This window comes from Cupriavidus consociatus, assembly GCF_017814975.1.
GTDB lineage: Bacteria > Pseudomonadota > Gammaproteobacteria > Burkholderiales > Burkholderiaceae > Cupriavidus > Cupriavidus consociatus.
Window position 1 is genome coordinate 18,259 of the sequence record NZ_JAGIQA010000010.1, and the last position, 20,133, is coordinate 38,391.

At 68.1% G+C, this 20,133-nt stretch carries 19 protein-coding genes; 7 read left to right on the plus strand and 12 right to left on the minus strand.

The window, feature by feature from the left end:
* The first annotated feature begins 38 nt into the window (after nucleotides 1–38).
* Together dnaJ and pabB are read left to right on the plus strand one after the other, a co-directional pair.
* Nucleotides 39–1,184 (plus strand): molecular chaperone DnaJ, encoded by a 1,146-nt coding sequence (dnaJ, locus tag J8I82_RS15200; protein WP_209758828.1) that lies wholly within the window; start codon nucleotides 39–41, stop codon nucleotides 1,182–1,184.
* A 477-nt stretch (nucleotides 1,185–1,661) separates the two neighbouring features.
* A complete protein-coding gene (gene pabB / locus J8I82_RS15205) occupies nucleotides 1,662–3,377 on the plus strand; it encodes an aminodeoxychorismate synthase component I (protein WP_209758830.1) in 1,716 nt (571 codons plus the stop codon).
* Between the two features lie 3 nt (nucleotides 3,378–3,380).
* Here the strand turns inward: pabB and J8I82_RS15210 are convergent, their stop codons facing one another.
* From J8I82_RS15210 to J8I82_RS15250, 9 genes are all read right to left on the minus strand, one after another.
* Nucleotides 3,381–4,082: an ATP-binding cassette domain-containing protein gene (locus tag J8I82_RS15210; RefSeq protein ID WP_209758832.1), complete on the minus strand. Its 702-nt coding sequence runs from the start codon at nucleotides 4,080–4,082 to the stop codon at nucleotides 3,381–3,383.
* Complete coding sequence (locus tag J8I82_RS15215; protein WP_209758834.1) at nucleotides 4,079–4,777, minus strand: ABC transporter permease; 699 nt, start codon at nucleotides 4,775–4,777, stop codon at nucleotides 4,079–4,081. The genes J8I82_RS15210 and J8I82_RS15215 overlap by 4 nt, the downstream gene beginning before the upstream one ends.
* Before the next feature lie 4 nt (nucleotides 4,778–4,781).
* A complete protein-coding gene (gene panB / locus J8I82_RS15220; protein ID WP_209758836.1) occupies nucleotides 4,782–5,603 on the minus strand; it encodes a 3-methyl-2-oxobutanoate hydroxymethyltransferase in 822 nt (273 codons plus the stop codon).
* A gap of 109 nt (nucleotides 5,604–5,712) precedes the next feature.
* On the minus strand, nucleotides 5,713–6,354 hold the full coding sequence (locus tag J8I82_RS15225; RefSeq protein ID WP_209758838.1) for a deoxynucleoside kinase: 642 nt from the start codon (nucleotides 6,352–6,354) through the stop codon (nucleotides 5,713–5,715).
* 29 nt (nucleotides 6,355–6,383) lie between these two features.
* Nucleotides 6,384–6,911, minus strand: a complete 528-nt coding sequence (folK, locus tag J8I82_RS15230; protein ID WP_209758840.1) for a 2-amino-4-hydroxy-6-hydroxymethyldihydropteridine diphosphokinase — start codon at nucleotides 6,909–6,911, stop codon at nucleotides 6,384–6,386.
* Nucleotides 6,912–8,441 (minus strand): polynucleotide adenylyltransferase PcnB, encoded by a 1,530-nt coding sequence (gene pcnB / locus J8I82_RS15235; protein WP_209758842.1) that lies wholly within the window; start codon nucleotides 8,439–8,441, stop codon nucleotides 6,912–6,914.
* 1 nt (nucleotide 8,442) lies between these two features.
* Nucleotides 8,443–9,117, minus strand: a complete 675-nt coding sequence (locus J8I82_RS15240; RefSeq protein WP_209758843.1) for a histidinol-phosphatase — start codon at nucleotides 9,115–9,117, stop codon at nucleotides 8,443–8,445.
* Between the two features lie 62 nt (nucleotides 9,118–9,179).
* Nucleotides 9,180–9,890, minus strand: a complete 711-nt coding sequence (hda, locus tag J8I82_RS15245) for a DnaA regulatory inactivator Hda (protein ID WP_133092253.1) — start codon at nucleotides 9,888–9,890, stop codon at nucleotides 9,180–9,182.
* Nucleotides 9,891–9,948: 58 nt separating this feature from the next.
* On the minus strand, nucleotides 9,949–11,019 hold the full coding sequence (locus J8I82_RS15250; protein ID WP_209758845.1) for an AI-2E family transporter: 1,071 nt from the start codon (nucleotides 11,017–11,019) through the stop codon (nucleotides 9,949–9,951).
* Nucleotides 11,020–11,237: 218 nt separating this feature from the next.
* Between J8I82_RS15250 and purM the strand changes: the two genes are divergently transcribed.
* From purM to J8I82_RS15275, 5 genes are all read left to right on the plus strand, one after another.
* Nucleotides 11,238–12,290 carry a phosphoribosylformylglycinamidine cyclo-ligase gene (gene purM, locus J8I82_RS15255; protein ID WP_151072479.1) on the plus strand — a complete coding sequence of 351 codons (1,053 nt, stop codon included), beginning with the start codon at nucleotides 11,238–11,240 and terminating at the stop codon, nucleotides 12,288–12,290.
* Between the two features lie 328 nt (nucleotides 12,291–12,618).
* A complete protein-coding gene (locus tag J8I82_RS15260; protein WP_209758847.1) occupies nucleotides 12,619–13,950 on the plus strand; it encodes an MFS transporter in 1,332 nt (443 codons plus the stop codon).
* Nucleotides 13,951–14,004: 54 nt separating this feature from the next.
* On the plus strand, nucleotides 14,005–15,441 hold the full coding sequence (gene hydA / locus J8I82_RS15265; protein WP_209758848.1) for a dihydropyrimidinase: 1,437 nt from the start codon (nucleotides 14,005–14,007) through the stop codon (nucleotides 15,439–15,441).
* A 48-nt stretch (nucleotides 15,442–15,489) separates the two neighbouring features.
* A complete protein-coding gene (locus J8I82_RS15270) occupies nucleotides 15,490–16,887 on the plus strand; it encodes an amidase (RefSeq protein WP_209758850.1) in 1,398 nt (465 codons plus the stop codon).
* 27 nt (nucleotides 16,888–16,914) lie between these two features.
* Nucleotides 16,915–17,658, plus strand: coding sequence for an aspartate/glutamate racemase family protein (locus J8I82_RS15275; RefSeq protein WP_209758851.1), 744 nt, complete (start codon nucleotides 16,915–16,917; stop codon nucleotides 17,656–17,658).
* A 60-nt stretch (nucleotides 17,659–17,718) separates the two neighbouring features.
* On the opposite strand, the gene J8I82_RS15280 is transcribed toward J8I82_RS15275, so the two are convergent.
* From J8I82_RS15280 to miaA, 3 genes are all read right to left on the minus strand, one after another.
* The gene (locus J8I82_RS15280) at nucleotides 17,719–18,465 is read right to left on the minus strand and encodes a GntR family transcriptional regulator (protein ID WP_209758853.1); all 747 of its coding nucleotides are present in this window, start codon (nucleotides 18,463–18,465) and stop codon (nucleotides 17,719–17,721) included.
* A 109-nt stretch (nucleotides 18,466–18,574) separates the two neighbouring features.
* Nucleotides 18,575–19,078, minus strand: coding sequence for a GNAT family N-acetyltransferase (locus J8I82_RS15285; protein WP_209758854.1), 504 nt, complete (start codon nucleotides 19,076–19,078; stop codon nucleotides 18,575–18,577).
* 57 nt (nucleotides 19,079–19,135) lie between these two features.
* Entirely contained in the window at nucleotides 19,136–20,104 is a 969-nt protein-coding gene (miaA, locus tag J8I82_RS15290; RefSeq protein ID WP_209758856.1) for a tRNA (adenosine(37)-N6)-dimethylallyltransferase MiaA, read from the minus strand.
* Nucleotides 20,105–20,133 lie beyond the last annotated feature (29 nt).

Genomic DNA, 20,133 nt, shown 5'->3' on the forward strand with positions numbered 1-20,133 from the left:
GCCGCATGCGCCTGCCGGCCAAAGGGTAATGAGCCACCATGGCAAAACGTGACTACTACGAAGTGCTCGGGGTAGGCAAGAACGCGAGCGACGACGAAATCAAGAAGGCTTATCGCAAGCTCGCGATGAAGTACCACCCGGACCGCAATCCGGAAGGCAAGGACGGCAAGGTCGCCGAGGAAAAATTCAAGGAGGTCAAAGAGGCCTACGAGATGCTTTCCGATTCGGACAAGAAAGCGGCGTATGACCAGTACGGCCACGCCGGCGTCGACCCCAACATGGCCGGCGGCTTCGGCGGCGCGCAGGGTTATGGCGGTTTCGCCGAGGCCTTCGGCGACATCTTTGGCGATATCTTCGGCCAGCAGCAGGGCGGTCGCCGCGGCGGCGGCGGCCCGCAGGCCTATCGCGGCGCCGACCTGCGCTACAGCATGGAGATCAGCCTGGAGCAGGCCGCGCACGGCCACGAGGCGCAGATCCGCGTGCCGCACTGGGACGACTGCGACCACTGCCACGGCAAGGGCGCGGAGCCGGGCTCCAGCGTCGAGACCTGCCCGACCTGCCACGGCGCTGGCCAGGTGCGCGTGTCGCAGGGCTTCTTCACCATGCAGCAGACCTGCCCGAAGTGCCACGGCAGCGGCAAGTTCATTCCCAAGCCGTGTACCAAGTGCCACGGCCAGGGCAAGCTGAAGTCTCAGAAGACGCTGGAAGTGAAGATCCCGGCGGGCATCGACGAAGGCATGCGCATCCGCTCGTCCGGCAACGGCGAGCCGGGCATCAACGGCGGGCCGCCCGGCGACCTGTACGTGGAAGTCCACATCAAGCAGCACACGGTGTTCGAGCGCGACGGCGATGACCTGCACTGCCAGATGCCGGTCTCCTTCGCCACCGCGGCGCTGGGCGGCGACCTGGAAGTGCCGACGCTGAACGGCAAGGCCACCTTCCCGGTGCCCGAGGCGACGCAATCGGGCAAGACCTTCCGCTTGCGCGGCAAGGGCATCAAGGGCGTGCGGTCGGGCTATCCGGGCGATCTCTATGTGCATGTGAACGTGGAGACGCCGGTCAAGCTGACCGAGGCGCAGAAGGAGTTGCTGCGCCAGTTCGACCGCTCGGTGCACGAGGGCGGTTCGCGGCACAGCCCGCAGGAGCAATCCTGGCTGGACAAGGTGAAGAGTTTCTTCAGCTGATCCGGCTTGGGCGGTATGAGGCCGGCCACGTGTGAGCGTGGCCGGTTTTGTTTTTGTGCGACGATCACGACGTCGCACGTGGTTTTCTCCCCTCTCCGGCGCGCGGGAGAGGGGCCGGGGTGAGGGCCGGCGCTGGCAGTACCGAGGCCCTATCGGTTGCTCTCCCCCAAGCTCATTGCCGCGCGATAATGCATGGCTGTTCCGCTGAATCTCAGAGTTTCGCCCCCGTGGTAGCAAGCATCCAGCCCCCCCCCCCCCCCCCCCCCCCCCACCCCCCCCCCCCCCCCGCCCCCCCCCCCCCCCCCGGCCCCTCTCCCGCGCGCGGGAGAGGGGAGCACGCCCTCAGCGGAAGGAGAGGTCTTCGTCCTTCTCGATGACGCGACCGCCCCCGCGTCGCAAGCCGCATCGCGCCTCTACACCGGCTTTCTCCGGGACGACCTACTGCCCGCCGGCAGCGATATCACCCGGCTCGATGCCATGCTTGCCGAAGGCTGGCGCCAGGGCTGGTACGCCACGCTGTTTGCACCCTACGAATTCGGCGGCCCGCTGGTCGGCATCCCCATTCACACCGGCGATGCGCTGCCATGCCACGACGGCGCGCTGCGCCTGCTCTGGTTCCGCGACCTGCGCCACCTGGACAGCGCGGCCGTGGCCGACTGGCTTCAGGCCAACGCCGCCTCAGCGCCGGCCGGATTGATGGATGTCGCCTCCGACACCCCGCGCGAGGCCTTCGATGACGCCATCGCCCGCATCCACCAGTGGATCGAGGCCGGCGACACCTATCAGGTCAACTACACACAACGCCTGCGCTTCCAGGCCTTCGGCGATCCGGTGGCGCTGTACGCTGCGCTGCGCGCCGCGCAACCGGTGCCCTACGGCACGCTGGCACGGTTGCCGGGCGATGCCTGGGTGCTGTCGCTGTCGCCGGAGCTGTTCGTGCGCCACGACGGCAGCGGCCACCTGCTGACGCGCCCGATGAAGGGCACCGCGCCGCGTTCGGGCGATGCGCAGCGCGACGCGCAGGCCGCGGCCGCGCTCGCCGCCGATGCCAAGAACCGCGCCGAGAACGTGATGATCGTCGACCTGCTGCGCAATGACCTGGGCCGCATCGCGCAGCCGGGCAGCGTGGCGGTGCCTGAGCGCTTTGCCGTGCAGCCGTTCGGCGCGGTGCTGCAGATGACCTCGACGGTCACCGCCACGGCGCGTCCCGGCACCGGCTTCGGCGCGCTGATGGCGGCTTTGTTCCCGTGCGGCTCGATCACCGGCGCGCCCAAGCGGCGCACCATGGAGATCATTGCCGATCTGGAAGGCACGCCGCGCGGCCTGTACACCGGCGCGATCGGCTGGATCGATGCCCCGCAAGCCGGTGCCGCCATGGGCCCGTTCGCGCTGTCCGTGGCGATCCGCACCCTGGTGCTGGCGCCGCCGGCGGCCAGCGGGCGGCGGGCCGGCGAAATGGGCGTTGGCGGCGGCATCGTCCACGACAGCGTGGCCGCCGAGGAATTCGCGGAATGCGGCTGGAAGGCGCGCTTCCTGACGCGGCTCGATCCCGGCTTCACGCTGTTCGAGACCATGCGCGTGCAGGACGGCGGTTGCCTGCAGGCGGACCGCCACCTGGCGCGCCTTGCGGCCTCGGCGCGCGCGTTCGGGTTTGCCTTCGATGCCGAAGCGGCACGGGCGGCGGTGTCTATGCAGGCCGGGCAGCTTGGCGCCGGTACCGGGCGACTGCGCCTGGCGCTGGACAAGGGGGGCACGCTGTCCTTTTCCAGCGGCGCAGTGGTGCCGTTGCAAGGGCCGGTCACAGTCGACCTGGCGCCCGAACCATTGCCCGACGCCGATCCGCTGCGCCGCCACAAGACCAGCGCCCGCGCGGTCTACGACGCCGGCTGGCAAGCCGCCGAGCGCGCCGGCGGCTTCGACCGCCTGTTCTTCAATACCCGCGGCGAGCTGCTGGAAGGCGGGCGCAGCTCGGTCTTCGTCCGCATCGATGGCCGCTGGCTGACGCCGCCATTGTCGGCCGACATCCTGCCCGGGGTGATGCGCGCGGTCGTGCTGGAACAGGGCGGGGTGGCGCTGGGCGCGCCAGGCGAAGCGGTGGCGGAGGGTGTCGTCACGCGCGCCATGCTGGCGCGTGCTGATGCCGTCGTGGTAGTCAATGCACTGCGCGGGGCGATACCGGCAACGCTTATCTAGGCGCTACGGGTGATGCGTGTCCAGCACGCCGTCGCCCAGCTTCCAGCGCACCACGCCCGGCAGGTTGATCAGTTCGCGGTCGTGACAGATCATGATCACGGTACGGCCCTCGGCGGCCAGGTCCCCGACCAGCGCGATCACCTGCTCGCGCGCATGGCCGTCCAGGCTCGAGGTCGGTTCGTCCAACAGCAACAGTTCCGGCTCCAGCACCTTGGCGCGCGCCAGCGCCACGCGCTGGATCTCGCCACCCGACAGGAATTCAGGCGCGGTGTCCTGCAGGTGCGACACGCCGGCCCAGCCCAGCGATTCGCCCACGCGCCGCGCGATCTCGTCGTGCGGCAAGCGGCGCGCATGCAGGCCGTAGGCGATGTTCGCGCGCACCGAGGTGCGGAACAGGTAGGGATGCTGGTGCAGGTAAGCGATGCGCTGGCGCACCGCCGGCGGCAGCGGATCGAGCGGTGCGCTGTGGGTCTGGCCGTTGGCATCGCTCCATTGCACGGTGGCGCCCGGCGCGCGTTCCAGTCCAGCCATCATGCGCAGCATCGTGGTCTTTCCGGCGCCGTTCATGCCGGTCAGCACGATCGCGGTGGCGCGCGGGATTGCCAGTTCGTCGATGGCAAACAGGCGGCGCAAGCCGATGGTGCGGGCCAGCCCGCGCACGGTCAGCAAGGGTGATGATGCCGGCGGCTGGGATGCGGCTGTCATTGCCGAAACCCTCCCGCGCCCTGCAGCCACGCCATGCCGATATTGACCAGCAATGCCAGCGCCACCAGCACGATGCCCAATGCAATGCCTTGCGCGAATTCGCCCTTGCTGGTTTCCAGCGCGATCGCGGTGGTGATGGTGCGGGTCGAGCCTTCGATATTGCCGCCGATCATCAGCGCCGAGCCGACCTCGGCGATCACGCGCCCGAAGCCCGCCACCACCGCCGCCATCAGCCCGAAGCGCAGCTCGCGCAGGACCGTGAAGAAGGTGCGCCAGCGCCCGGCGCCAAGCACCCACGCGGTTTCGCGCAAGCGCACATCGGCACCCTGCAGTGTCGACAATGCGAACGCCAGCACCACCGGAAAGCCGATCACCGCCTGCCCCAGCACCATGCCGGACGGCGTGAACAGCAGGTGCAGGCTGCCCAGCGGCCCCTGGCGCGTCAGCAAGAGATAAAGGATCAGCCCGACCAGCACGGTCGGGAAGGAGAGAAAGGCCTGCGCCACCACCACCACCGCGCGCCGCCCGGGGAACTGCCGCGTGGCGATCAGCCAGGCGGCGGCGATGGCGGGCACGGTGGCGATCGCCAGCCCCAGCACCGCGATGGCCAGCGAGGTCCAGACGATGAACCACAGCCCCGCGTCGCCGCTGCCGAGCAGGCGGAATGCAGCGGCGGTGGCGGCAGCGATCTCCACCGGGTCAGGCGGAGAAGGTGTGCTCGGGGGCCGGGAAGCTGCCGTCCTTGACCGCGGCCACGTAGGCACGCACGGCGCCTTCGATCGAGGTCTGGCCTTCCATGAAGTTACGCACGAACTTGGCCTTGCGGCCGGGGTAGACGTTGATCATGTCCTGCAGCACCAGCACCTGGCCGGTGCAGTCGGCGCCGGCACCGATGCCGATGGTCGGCACCTTCAGCAGCTGCGTGATCTCGCCGGCGAGCTTGGCCGGCACCGCTTCCATCAGCACCACCTGCGCGCCCGCCTCCTGCAGGGCCAGCGCATCGCGCTTGAGCTGCGCGGCGCCCGCGTCGGTCTTGCCCTGTACCTTGAAACCGCCCAGCGCATGCACCGACTGCGGTGTCAGGCCGATATGCGCGCACACCGGGATGCTGCGCTCGACCAGGAATTTCACGATGGGTGCGAGCCAGTCGCCGCCTTCGAGCTTGACCATCTGCGCGCCGGCCTTCATCAGCGTGACGGCACTGGCGAATGCGGTTTCGGGCGTCGGGTAGGTGCCGAATGGCAGGTCGGTCACCAGCATGGCGGTCTGGTTGCCGCGCGCCACGCATTCGGTGTGGTAGGCCATCTGTTCCAACGTCACCGGCAGGGTGGTTTGCTGGCCCTGCATCACGTTGCCCAGCGAATCGCCGACCAGGATCATCTCGACGCCGCAGTAATCGAGCAGCGCCGCGAAGCTGGAGTCGTAGGCGGTCAGCATGGCGATTTTCTCGCCGGCGTCGCGCATCGCCTGCAATTTGGGGATCGTGATGGTCTTGCGGGAAGGATCGAGGAGGTAACTCATGGCAGTGCCCGTGTATGACGGCGGTTTTTGCCGCTGGGACCATGCGCAGCAAATGCTGCAGGGCAACGGCTGCCGTCGTTATTGTGTTGTGGCTGGCAGGCGGGGCCTGTCAGGGCGCAGCGAGATTGAGAAAGGCCTTGCGGCCGCGCATGCTTTCAATGCGCGACAGTAGTGTACGGAAATCGTCATCGTTGTCCACCGGATTGAAGTGGGCGGTATCGACGACCAGCACCGGGGCCTCGTCGTAGCGGTGGAACAGTTCGCCGTAGGCGTCAGCCAGCCGCTGCAGGTAGTGTTCGTCGATGCCGGCCTCGCCCGGCTCGCCGCGGCGCACGATGCGCTCGCGCAGCAGCGACGGCGTGGCCTGCAACACGATGACCAGGTCGACCCGCTGCGGCGGCAGGTTGAAGCGCGCGGCAATGGCGTCGTACAGCGCCAGTTCGTCAGGCCCCAGCGTCAGTGCCGCGTGCAGGCGGTCCCTGGCCATCAGGAAATTGCTCACCATGCGCTGGCCGGCCAGCAGCGCGGCCTGCCATTGCTGCAGCTGCACGGCGCGCTGGGTCAGGCACCACAGCTGCAGCGCCAGCGCGTGGCGCGCGGGATCGCGGTAGAACGGTTCCAGGAAGGGACTGCGGCGCGCGCAGTCAGGCAGCTCATGCGCCTGCAGCGTGCGCGCCAGGCGCTGGGCCAGCGAGGTCTTGCCCGATCCGACGGGACCTTCGACGACGATGCGGCGCAGGTGATCGAGCATGGCGCTTCGCGCGGATGGCCTGCCTGGCCTCAGCCGGTACGGCCGGTCCCGCCCTCGGCCTGCAGGCGCAGGCACTTGCAGGTGGAGACTTTCTCGATGCGCTGGGACACCACGCCGGCCAGAAAGTCGGCGGCACGGCCGCGCCCGGGGATCGACAGCTCGGCGTCGAGCTCCACCAGCGGCACCAGCGTGAAGGCGCGCTCGGTCACGCGCGGGTGTGGGACGGTCAGGTGCTCGTCGTCGTATTGTTCGTTGCCGAACACAAGGAGGTCGAGGTCGAGGGTGCGCGGCGCGTTGCGGAACGGGCGCTCGCGGCCGAACTGGTCCTCGATGTGGTGGCAGATGCGCAGCAGCTGCGGCGCGGTGAACGAGGTCTGCACCTTGACCACCGCGTTGTAGTAGTCGTCGCCGCCGGCATCGACCGGCGCGGTGCGATAGAGCGAGGAGCGCGCCAGCACCGTGATGCCGACCTGCTGGGCCAGGCACACGATGGCGTCCTTGATGGCCTGGCGGGCATCGCCCAGATTTGCGCCGATGCCGATGAAGGCAAGAGTCATTTACGTTTCCTCCGGCTGGCCGGGGCCGGCATGTGCTGCCTGGCCCGCGTCCGAGTCGCTCCGGGAAGAAACTTTATCCGATTTCCGCGGACTGCGTCGGCGGCGCTTCTTGCGCGCCGGGCCTTCGCCTTCAGCACCCTGGGCTCCGCCCTGGCCGCCACCCTGGCCCCGCGCGCTGCGCACGGCGTCGATCAGGTCTTCGCGCTCATGCGGCTCGGCGTTCTGGAAGTCCTGCCACCAGGTGGCCAGCTCTTCCGGCAGCTCGCCGGACTGGCAGCGCAGCTGCAGGAAATCGTAGCCGGCGCGGAAGCGCGGCGACTCCAGCAGGCGGAACGGCATGCGGCCCACGCGCTTCTCGAAGCGCGGCTGCATGCCCCAGATATCGCGCATGTCGGTGACGAAGCGGCGCTGGATCGCGAGCTGACCGGTCTGCTTTTCCAGCACCGAATCCATGGCGCTGTTGAGCGCGGCGATGGCGTGTTCGCCTTCCTCGCGCAGCTGGTTCCAGCGCTGCAGCACGTGGTGCCACAGCAGCGCGGCGAACAGGAAACCCGGCGACACCGGCTTGCCGGACTGCACGCGGCGGTCGGTGTTGTCCAGCGCCAGCTGCACGAAGCGCTGGCCCATGGGCTGCTCCAGCGCCACGTCCAGCAGTGGCAGCAGGCCCTTGTGCAGGCCCGCCTTGCGCAGCTCCTGCAACGAGGCCCAGGCGTGGCCGGACATCAGCAGCTTGAGCATCTCGTCGAACAGGCGCGCGCTCGGCACGTTGTGGATCAGCTCGGCCAGGCCGGCGACGGGGTGGCGCGTGGCCTCGTCGATATCGAAGCCGGTCTTGGCGGCGAAGCGCACCACGCGCAGCATCCGCACCGGGTCTTCGCGGTAGCGCGTGGCCGGGTCGCCGATCATGCGCAGCGTGCGCGCGCGGATGTCTTCCATGCCGTGATGGTAGTCATGCACGGTCTGCGCGGCCGGGTCGTAGTACATCGCGTTGATGGTGAAGTCGCGGCGTTCCGCGTCTTCGGACTGCGAGCCCCACACGTTGTCGCGCAGCACGCGGCCCGAGGCGTCGATCGCATGGGTCTTGCTGTCGAGCTCGGCACGTTTGAGGCGGCGGCCTTCGGGCAAGGTCTCGCTGGCGATGGCGTCGACCAGTGCGCGGAAGGTCGAGACCTCGATGATTTCCTGCTCGCGCCCGCCGTAGAAGGTCACGTGCACGATCTGGAAGCGGCGGCCGATGATGCGCGAGCGGCGGAACAGCGACTGCACCTGCTCGGGCGTGGCATTGGTCGCGACGTCGAAATCCTTGGGCTTGATGCCGAGCAGCAGGTCCCGTACGGCGCCGCCGACGATATAGGCCTGGTAGCCGGCCTGCTGCAGCGTGGAAGTGACCTTGACGGCATTGCGCGACAGCAGCGTGGGGTCAATCTGGTGCTCGTCCACGTTGACGATGCGCGGCGTATGGGCGCGGCCGGTGCGGCGCTGCTTGGGGCCGGGTTTGCCCAGCAGCCGGGTAATGAGCTTCTTGATCACGTCAGAACAGATCCATGATGCGCCAGCCGGCCGCGGCGGCGTGGTGGCGCAGGCGATCGTCCGGATTGGTGGCGATCGGCTCGGAGACCTTTTCCAGCAGGGGCAGGTCGTTGGCCGAGTCGCTGTAGAAGGTGGTGGTCTCGAAGTTGTCCCAGGTCGTGCCCTGTGCCTTGAGCCAGGCTTCGACGCGAGTGATCTTGCCTTCGCGGAAGCTCGGCACGCCGAAGACCTCGCCGGTGAACTGGCTTTCCGGCTTGCCGTCGACGGTGGCGGGCTCGGTCGCGATCAGGTGCTTGATGCCGAAGGCGGCGGCGATCGGCGCCGTGACGAAGCTGTTGGTGGCAGTGACCACCGCGCACAGGTCGCCGGCCTCGATGTGCTTGTAGACCAGCGCGCGCGCCTGCGGCGTGATCACCGGGTCGATCACCTCGTGCATGAACTGCAGGCGCATGGCGTCGAGCTTGTCGCGCGGATTGGCCGCCAGCGGCCCCAGCGCAAAGCGCAGGAACGCCTGGATGTCCAGCGTGCCCGCCTTGTAGTGGTTGTAGAACTCGTCGTTCTTCTGCCGGTAAATTTCCTCGTCGACGATGCCCAGGCGGACCAGGAAGCGGCCCCATTCATGGTCGCTGTCGGTCGGGATCAGGGTGTGGTCGAGGTCAAAGAGTGCCAGATTCATGGGGCGCGATTTTACCTTAAGGCAGGATGGGGTAAGGGAGCGGGCGGGGCCGGGGCCGTCGCCTAGTCCCGGAATTCAGCGAACATCTCGCGCAGCAGCGGCAGCGTGACCGGCCGCTTGCGTTCCAGCGAGTAAGTATCGAGCGCGTCGAGCAGCGCCATCAGGCTGGGCATGTCGCGATAGTGGCGCGTCACCAGCCAGTGCGTGATCTCGGGCGACAACTGCAGGCCGCGTTCGCGTGCCGCTTGCAGCACTGCAGCCTTCTTGTCGTCGTCGGACAGCGGTGCGACCTGGTACACCAGGCCCCAGCCCAGCCGGGTGCGCAGGTCTTCCCGCACCGGCATGGCGCGCGGGGCCAGGCCGCCGGCGACCACCAGCGCCGTGCGCACGTGGGCCCGCACCTCGTTATACAGCGAGAACACCGCGATCTGGCGCGCTTCGTCCAGCAGCTCGACGTCGTCGACGGTGTAGAGCTGGCACCACGGGTCGAACAGAAAGTCGGACAGCGGGTGGTGCGGGCTCAGGTAGCGCGAGCGGATGCCGTGTTGCGGCGCGGCCTCGCAGACCGCGTGCAGCAGGTGGGTGCGGCCGCAGCCGACCTCGCCCCACAGGTACACCAGCCGGTCGGTGGCGCGCTCCTGCGCGACCGCGGCGGGCAGCTCCTGCAGGCGCTGGACCGGCTCGCGGTTGGCCGCCACCACGAAATTCTCGAAGGTCGAGGGCGGCGGACTACCCAGCTCGAGCGACAGTTGCTTGTTGGGACGCGGGGACATGACGTATGGCTAACTTGCGGGGTGGCGTCTGGGAGTGGCGTCGGAATCGTGGCAGCCGTTATTTTCGGTACAGGTCGCTGGCCAGGTAAACCCGGCGCAGCTGGCGCGCGCCAACCAGCAGCACCGCGCACGTCGGTAGCGCCAGCAGCACGCCAAAGAAGCCGAACAGCTGGCCGAAGGCGAGCAGCGCGAAGATCACCACCAGCGGGTGCAGCCCGATACGCTCGCCCACCAGCCGCGGCGTCAGGTAGAAGCTCTCGATGAACTGGCCGAAACCGTACACCACCGCCACCGCGCCCAGCCCGTACCAGTTGCCGAACTGCAGCATCGCCGCCAGGATCGCCATGACCAGCCCGACACCGAAGCCGATATACGGGATAAAGACCGCCAGCCCGGTGAAGACTCCGACCGGCACGCCGATATCGAAGCCGGCAATGGTCAGCCCGATCGAGTAGATCGCCGCCAGGATTACCATCACCAGGATCTGGCCGCGCAGGTATTGTGACAGCAGGGCATCGGTCTCGTTGGTCAGCTCGCGCACCTTGGGCACCCAGCGGCGTGGCACCACGCCCTCGATGCGGCGCATCACCATGTGCCAGTCCATCATCAGGTAGAACATGACGATGGGCACGATAAAGATGATGCCTGCCACCTCGAGCAGCGCCGAACCCGACATCTTGACGTAGTTCAGCAACACCACCAGCAAGTCTTCCGGACTGGCCGCGAAGCGGTCCGACAGCATGTTGCGCAGCCCGGGGAAGTCAAAGCGCACGCGCACGCCAAACTCCGCCAGCCGTGGCGCCACCACGGAATTGAGCTTCTTCAGCAACAGCGGCAACTGCTCGCGCACCTGCGGGATCTCGCGCTGGAGCACCGCGATCAGCAGCAGCACCAGCATCACGCAGATCACCGTCAGCAGCAGGATCATCAGCGTCACGCCGATCGCGCGCGGCACCCGGCGCCGTTGCAGCCAGTCCACGCCGGGGTTCAGGATATAGGCGAAGATGAACGCGAACAGGAACGGCGTCAGCACCGGCGCCAGCGCGATGATCGCGGCGAACAGCGCGGCGGCCACTGCGATCCAGAGCAGGATGCGTTTGGTCTCTTGGTTCAGCAGCGGGGCGTTCATCAATAAGGGAGCGACGAGGCGGTCGGGCCGGTTTGCGGCCCAAGTGTGCCGGAAACTGGAAGCCGGGGGCCTCTATCCGTTAAAATTGCGATTCTACTGGACTCGCGCCCGCCTTCCGATGCCAAGCGACGGAAGCTGCGACGGAAGCCCCGACTGCGCGAGCGCCGGATTTGTCACTTTAGTTCCTCCCTTTATTCCTCCAGGACAAGCAGGTTCCCATGAGCGCATCCCCGACCGACGGCCAGGCCGGCCTTTCCTACCGCGACGCCGGTGTTGACATCGATGCCGGCGACGCGCTGGTCGACCGCATCAAGCCGTTTGCCAAGCGCACCATGCGTGAAGGCGTGATGGCCGGCATCGGCGGGTTCGGTGCGCTGTTCGAGCTATCGAAGAAATTCCAGGAGCCCGTTCTGGTGTCTGGCACCGACGGCGTGGGCACCAAGCTCAAGCTGGCGTTCCAACTGAACCGCCACGACACCGTCGGCCAGGACCTGGTCGCGATGAGCGTCAACGACATCCTGGTGCAGGGCGCCGAGCCGCTGTTCTTCCTGGACTACTTCGCCTGCGGCAAGCTGGACGTCGACACCGCCGCCACCGTAATCCAGGGCATCGCCCGCGGCTGCGAACTGGCCGGCTGCGCGCTGATCGGCGGCGAAACCGCCGAAATGCCGAGCATGTACCCGGATGGCGAATACGACCTGGCCGGCTTTGCCGTCGGCGCGGTCGAAAAGAAGAAGATCATCGACGGCAGCACCATCACCCCGGGCGACGTGGTGCTGGGCCTGGCGTCGTCGGGCGCGCATTCCAACGGCTATTCGCTGGTGCGCAAGATCATCGAGGTGGCCAGGCCGGACCTGAACGCCGACTTCCACGGCCAGCGCCTGCAGGACGCAATCATGGCGCCGACGCGCATCTACGTGAAGCCGCTGCTTTCGTTGATCGAAACCCTGCCGGTCAAGGGCATGGCCCACATCACCGGCGGCGGCCTGACCGAGAACGTGCCGCGCGTGCTGGCGCAGAACGTGACGGCCGTGCTGCAGCGCGATGCCTGGACCCTGCCGCCGCTGTTCCAGTGGCTGCAGGCGCAGGGCCGCGTGGCCGACGACGAAATGCACCGTGTCTTCAACTGTGGCATCGGCATGGTGGTGATCGTGGCCAAGGAAGACGCCGAACGCGCCATCCGCCACCTGCAGGCCGCCGGTGAAGCCGTGTGGCAGATCGGTGAGATCCGCGAACGTGCCGAGGGCGAGGCCCAGACCATCGTGATCTGACGCGACCTCAGCGTTCCACACGGAAAACGGCGCATGCCTCAGGCATGCGCCGTTTTTTTTCGCCCCTGCGCAGTGCGTAGGTGTTTACCCCGATCCATGCCGGTGCGCTTGGCCGCCTCGCCTTCGATGTCCGTTTTCGTGCATTGCATCAAGTCCAGTGTGCATATGCATCATTTCTGACAAACAATATTTTGCTTGATTGTATGGCGGTTTATGGCCTAATGTACTGAGCAAAGGCGAGGCACACGCATGCCCGTCTGGAGACAACCCAGCGCGCAGCCGGCGACCGGTGCGCAGCGGGCAGGCCAGGGACCATTGGAGGACCACCATGCAAGCAGTCAGCATCGACGCCGCGGATAAAGGCGCGTCGGCCAAGAAACAGTCAGTCGCGCGCGTCGCCGGGGCCAGCCTGGCCGGCACCACGCTGGAGTTCTACGACCACTTCATCTACGGATCGGCCGCCGCGCTGGTCTTCCCCAAGCTGTTCTTCCCGCAGAGCGATCCGCTGACCGCGACGCTGCTGTCCTTTGCCAGCTATGGCGTGGCGTTCGTGGCGCGGCCGCTGGGCGCGGCCATCTTTGGCCACTACGGCGACAAGATGGGCCGCAAGTCGATCCTGATCATCACGCTGCTGATGATGGGCCTGGCCACCTTCGGCATCGGCCTGCTGCCGACCTATGCCGCGGCCGGCGCGCTGGCGCCGCTGCTGCTGGTGCTGCTGCGCGTGGTGCAGGGCCTGGCGCTGGGCGGCGAGTGGGGCGGGGCGGCGATCATGGTCAACGAGCTCGATCCCGAAGGTAAGCGGCGCGGGATCCTCGGCAGCCTGGTGCAGCTGGCGGCGCCGATCGGCTTGCTGCTGGCCAACGGCGTGTTCGCGCTGGTGACGTGGCAGGTATCGGAAGAAGCGTTCCTCAGCTGGGGCTGGCGCGTGCCGTTCCTGCTGTCCGCGCTGCTGGTCGGCGTCGGGCTCTATATCCGCTCCAACGTGCGGGAATCCGGCATGTTCGAGAAGCTGGAAGAATCGCATGCCGAAGCGCGCGCGCCCATCATGGAAGTGCTGCGCAACTACAAGAAGCAGCTGCTGATCGCCTTCGGCGCGCGGCTGGGCGGCGACATCGCCTTCTACGTGTTCACCCTGTTCCTGCTGTACTTCGTGCCGACCAAGCTGGGCCTGCCCAAGAGCATCGCGCTCAATGCCGTGCTGCTGGGCGCGCTGGCGCAGATCCTGTTCATCCCGATCGCCGGACTGCTGGCTGACCGCATCGGCCGTCGCCCGGTGCTGATGATCGGCGGCATCGGCGGCGCGGTGTGGGCCTTTGTCTTCTTCGCCATGGTCAAGACCGGCAGCCCGGCGCTGATCATGCTGGCCTCGTTCGTCGGCATGGTGCTGGTGTCGTTCATGTTCTCGCCGCTGGCCTCATTCCTGCCCGAGCTGTTTGCCACCCGGGTGCGCGTCACCGGTGCCTCGCTCGGCTTCCAGTTCGCCGGCGTGTTCGGCGGCGCGCTGGCCCCGCTGATCGCAATCGGCCTGCTCGACCGCTTCGGCAGCACCGCGCCGGTGGCGATCTACCTGGCGGTGGTGTGCGCGCTGATCGCGGTCGCCGCGGCTGCGGCACGCGAAACCGCACGCATGCACCTGTCCGACGCTGACCGCCGATAACCAGCCTTGGGCGCGCCTGCGCGTGCCCCTTCATTTTCTCTCGTGACCAACATCGTGAAACAGTTCGACCTGATCATCCGCAACGGCACCGTGGTGACCGCCAGCGACACCATGCAGTGCGATATCGCCATCAACGGCGGCCGCATCGTGCAGCTCGGCCTTGACCTGGGCGATGCCGCGCAGGTCATCGACGCCAGCGGCAAGCTGGTGCTGCCGGGCGGCGTCGATGCGCACTGCCACCTGGACCAGCCCATGCCGGACGGCCTCAGGATGGCCGACGACTTCCGCACCGGCTCGGTCTCGGCCGCTTGCGGCGGCACCACCACCGTGATCCCGTTCGCCGCGCAGGAAAAGGGCCATTCGCTGCGCGCAGCGGTGGACGACTATCATCGCCGCGCCGGCGGCAAGTCGGTGGTCGACTATGCCTTCCACCTGATCGTTGCCGACCCGACCCATGCCGTGCTCCAGGACGAGCTGCCGGGACTGATCCGCGAGGGCTATTCGTCGTTCAAGATCTACATGACCTACGACGACCTCAAGCTCGACGACCGCGAGATCCTCGAGGTGCTGTCGGTGGCGCGCCAGGAAGGCGCGCTGGTGATGGTGCATGCCGAGAATTCCGACTGCATCGCGTGGCTGACCGACAAGCTCGAGGCCGCCGGCAACACCGCGCCGCGCTTCCATGCGCTGGCCCGGCCGATGGCGATCGAGCGCGAGGCCACGCACCGCGCCATCACTTTCTCCGAGCTGGTCGACGTGCCGATCCTGATCGTCCACGTCTCCGGCAAGGAAGCAGTGGAGCAGATCCGCTGGGCACGCAACCGCGGCATGAAGATCTTTGCCGAGACCTGCCCGCAGTACCTGTTCCTGACCGCCGAAGACCTGGACCAGCCCGGCTACCACGGCGCCAAGTGCGTGTGCAGCCCGCCGCCGCGCGACCGCAGCAACCAGGAGGTGATCTGGGACGGGCTGGCCGATGGGCTGTTCACGATCTTCTCGTCCGACCACGCGCCGTTCCGCTACGACGATCCCGAGGGCAAGAAGCCCGGTGGCAAGGAAGTGCCGTTCCAGTACATCCCCAACGGCATCCCGGGCCTCGAGACGCGCCTGCCGCTGCTGTTCTCGGCCGGCGTCAATGGCGGGCGCACCTCGGTGAACCAGTTCGTGGCCCTGACCTCGACCAACCCAGCCAAGCTGTACGGCCTGCACCCGCGCAAGGGCACCATCGCCATCGGCGCCGATGCCGACCTGGTGCTGTGGGATCCGCAGCGCGAAGTGCAGATCCGCAATGCCGACCTGCACCATGCGGTCGACTACACGCCGTATGAAGGCCTGTGCGTGACCGGCTGGCCGGTGACCACGCTGGTGCGCGGCAAGGTCGTCGCGCATGAGGGCGAAGTGCTTGCCGAGGCCGGCCATGGCGAGTTCCTGCCGTGCGCGCTGCCGGAGATGGCGCGGCCGCGCTACCGCACCTCGGGTGGCAGCCTGTGACGGCGCTGGCCCGCTGGCCTTTCCGATGATTTGACCGACACTGCCGATATGGAACTGACCAACAGCCTGGACGCCGCCACCATCGCCGGCCGCGTGGCCGCCGGCCGCCTCGATCCCGCCGAGGTCGTGGCCGCGTTCCAGGCCCGCATTGCGGCGCGCAACGACCAGCTCAACGCCGTCTTCGAACAACGCCAGGAGCTGGTCGACGCCGACCTGGCGCAGCTGCGCGCACGACTGGCCCAGGGCGAGCGTCCGCTGCTGGCGGGCGTGCCGGTGATCGTCAAGGACGTGATCTGGAGCCAGGGCCGCCGCGTCACGCAGGGCTCGCAGCTGTACCGCGACTTTATCGCCCCGGCCGATGCGATTGCCGTCGAGCGCCTGCGCCGTGCCGGCGCGATCGTGCTCGGCATGGGCAATACCTCGGAGTTCGCCTGCAAGGGCCTGACCACCAACAAAGTCTACGGCCTGACGCGCCATCCGCTCGACGCCACGCTGACTGCCGGCGGGTCGTCCGGCGGCTGCGCGGTGGCGGTGGCTGCCGGCATGGCGCCCCTGGCGCTGGGCACCGACGGCGGCGGCTCCAGCCGGCGCCCGCCGGCGCATGCCGGCGTGGTCGGCTTCAAGCCGTCCTATGGCGCGATTCCCGATTCGATCGGCTTTGCCCACGCCTTCAACGGCATCCAGGTGGTCGCGCCGATCACGCGTACCGTGTCCGATGCGGCGCTGATGTTCGAGGCCCTGGCCGGCGCCGAAGCGCGCGATCCGGATACGCTGGGCTTCAGCCTGGCGGCCGAGCGCCCGCTGCATACGCTCAGGATCGCGCTGAGCCCGCGGCTGGGGCTCGATACGCCGGTCGACGATGACGTCGCCGAAGCCTGCGCGCTGGCCGTGGCGCGGCTGCAGGCGGCAGGCCTGAGCATCGAGCTGGCCGACCCGGTGTGGCCCCAGGGCGCCGACGAGGCGGCACTGATGCCGCTGCAGCACGTCGGGCTGGCCAATCTCTACGGCGAAGCCTGGCGCCGCGATCCCGACGTGTTCGATCCGGATATCGCGCGCCAGATCGAGCGCGGGCTGGCGTGGACCGGCGCCGACGTGGCGCGTGCGCGCGAAGCCAGCCACCAGATCGCACTGGCCGTGGCGGAGTTCTTTACCCGCTACGACCTGCTGCTGTGCCCGACCACGCCATGCGTGGCGTGGCGCAACGACCGGCTCGGGCCTGAACGGATCGGCGGCGTTGCCGTCGAGCCGCGCGCCCATGCGGTCTTCACCCCTTTCTTCAACCATGCGCTGGCACCGGCGATCTCGGTGCCCTGCGGCAGCGGCCGCGACGGCCTGCCGGTGGGCCTGCAGATTGCCGGCCCGCGAGGCGCCGACCGCACCGTGCTGGCCGCGGCCCGGCTCGCCGAACGCGTGCTCGCGGCGCGGCCCGCCACCGCCAACGGCTGACTACGGCCAACTACGGATAACAACGATATGCGAATCCTTGTCCTCAATCCCAATACCAGCGAAGGCATTACCGCGCGGCTGATGGCCGCGGCCACGCCGGTGGCATCGTCAGGCACCGAGCTGGTGCCGCTGACTGCCAGCCGTGGCGTGCCCTATATCGCCACGCGCGCCGAGGCGCAGATCGGCGGCGCCATTGCGCTGGAGATGCTGGCGGAACGCCACACGGAATTCGATGCCGCGATCATTGCCGCCTTTGGCGATCCCGGCCTGATGGGCGCGCGCGAGCTGTTCGACCTGCCGGTGGTAGGCATGGCCGAGGCGGCCATGCTGTCGGCCTGCATGCTGGGCCGGCGCTTCTCGATCGTTACCTTCGCGCGCGCGCTCGGGCCGTGGTACGAGGAATGCGTGGACATGCACGGCCTGCGCGGTCGGCTGGCCGGCATTCGCATGCTCGACGGCAGCTTTGCCTCGGTCTCGGACGTGCAGGAAGAAAAGGAAGCGGTGCTGGTGGAACTGGCCAACCGCGCCGTGGTGGAAGACGAGGCCGACGTGGTGATCCTGGCCGGCGCGCCGCTGGCGGGCCTTGCCGCGCGCGTGCGCGATCGCATCCCGGTGCCGGTGGTCGACCAGATGGCCGCCGCGGTCAAGCAGGCCGAGGCACTGGTAGCGCTGCAGCCGCGCAAGGCCACCGCGGGCACGTTCCGGCGTCCGGATGCCAAGCCGACCATCGGCCTGGCGCAGGCGCTGGCGGCGCGCATCGAGCATCGCTGAGCGCCATCACCGCCTCATCACCACCGCGTCATTCCCGCGCCAGCGGGAATGACGCCGGCCTTACACCGCGGCGAACACCGCTTCCAGGTCCACTTTCTCTTCAGCCGGCAATTCCAGCCGCAGCGTGCTCTCGACATGCTCGAGGTGCTCGTCCATCAGCCGCGCCACGCGCTCGCCATCGCCGGCTTCCAGCGCGTCGACGATGTCGTCATGCTCGTGATGCGGGCACGACGGCACGCCGGGCGCGTCATACAGCGCGATGATCAGGCAGGTCAGCGAGCACAGCTCGCGCATGTACTTGCCCAGGTACTGGTTGCCGGTCAGCTCGGCCAGCCTGCAGTGGAATTCGCCTGACAGCCGGATGATGGCGCGCCGGTCGTTGCTGTCGCGCGCCTGCGCTTCCTCGCGCGTGGTCGCGCGCAGCGCCTTCAGCCCCGCCGGATCAATCGCGCCGGCCAGGTCGCGCACCAGCGCCGGTTCGAGCAGGCGGCGCGAATGCAGCACCTGCCTCGCTTCGGCCACGCTCGGGCTCGACACAAAGGTGCCACGGTTCGGGTGCACCGTCAGCACACCTTCATGGGCCAGCTTGCCGAAGGCGAGGCGCACCTTGGTGCGGCTGACGCCGAACACGCCACCCAGTTTTTCCTCGACCAGCTTGGTGCCGGGCGGCAGCCGGTGTTCCCAGATCGCGGTCAGGATGCGGTCGGCGATTTCCTCCACCGACGCACCGCGTGCGATGTCCGCATCGTTTTCGTTGGCGTTGCCCGGGGCGGGCGCGATGGGCTGGTCGGCTTTGGTTCGTGGCATGGCGGGTCGGCGCGGATGGGCCAAAAAAGACATTCGGCACCGTCATTGTATGGCGGTTTTCCATCAAGTGTATAACACCGGCGGTGGACCGGTTGCCGTGCCAGCGGATTTACTTCGATTGGCCCAGTTTGGCCAGCGCGTCGCCGGTAACGCGGCAAATGCGCCAGTCAGGCAACACGTCGGCGCCCATAGCCCGATAGAAGTCGATCGACGGCTGGTTCCAGTCCAGCACCGACCACTCGAAACGGCCGCAACCGCGCTCGAGCGCCAGCGCGGCCAAGTGCTGCAGCAACGCCCTGCCCAGTCCATGGCCGCGCCATGCCGGGTCGACATACAGGTCTTCCAGGTACAGGCCGGGTTTGGCGAGGAAGGTGGAAAAGTTGTGGAAGAACAGGGCGAACCCCACCGCCTTGGGCGCGCCGTCGGCCTCGACTTCGACCAGCACCGCCTCGGCGTGTGGCGTGGCGCCGAACAGCGCTCCCTCGATCTTTTGCGGCGTGGCTTCGACGATATGCGTCAGCTTCTCGTACTCGGCCAGCGCCAGGATCAGGTTGAACAGGGTTTCGCTGTCGGCAGCGGTGGCGGGGCGCAGGGTGAAGGCGGGGCTGGACATGTTCGTGAAGTAGGCAAGAACAGGATCCGTGATTATCGCTTGCGCGTCACATTGCCGTCAGTGGCCGAAATCCGCGAGCTTGCGTACCTCATCGATATAACCGGGCGCGAGGCAGTCCACCACCAGCCGCTCCGGCGTGCTGCGCAGCCAGGTCAGCTGGCGCTTGCACAGCTGGCGCGTGGCGGCGATGCCGCGCTCGCGCATGGTGTCGAAATCGCACTCGCCGTCGAGGTATTCCCACACCTGCCGGTAGCCGACGCAGCGAATCGACGGCAGCCCAGGATGCAGGTCCTCGCGTGTGCGCAGGCGGCGGACTTCGTCGATAAAGCCGTTGGCCAGCATGGCGTCGTAGCGCTGCGCGATGCGCGCATGCAGCGCCAGCCGGTCCGAGGGCTCGAGCGCGATCACGCGGTAGCGCTGGTCGGCGGCACCGGCAAAGGTGCGGCCCTCGGCCTGGCGCGCCAGCAGCGCCGACATCGGCTGGCCGGAAAGCCGGTGGATTTCGAGCGCCCGCTGGATGCGCTGCGCATCGTTGGGCGCCAGGCGCGCCGCGGTGACGGAGTCGACTTGCGCCAGCATCGCATGCAGCGCCGGCCAGCCGCGCTCGGCGGCGAGCTGGTCCAGCTCGGCGCGCACGGCGGGGTCGGCCTGCGGCAAGTCGTTCAGCCCCTGTGTCAGCGCCTTGTAGTAGAGCATGGTGCCGCCCACGATCAGCGGCACGTTGCCGCGCGCGCGGATCTCGCCGATCAGCCGCTCGGCATCGGTGACGAACTGCGCGGCGGAATAGCTTTCGACCGGGTCGATGATGTCGATCAGGTGGTGCGGCGCCGCGGCCAGTTCTTCGGAGGTGGGCTTGGCGGTGCCGATGTCCATCTCGCGGTACACCAGCGCGGAGTCCAGGCTGATGATCTCCACCGGCGCGTCGGCCGCCAGCGCCAGCGCGGCGGCGGTCTTGCCCGAGGCGGTGGGTCCGAGCAGGCAGACCACGGGCGGTGGCTTGGCGGGATCGTCAGGGACGGCGGACATCGTCGGCAGATTAGTGAAGGGGAGGGGCG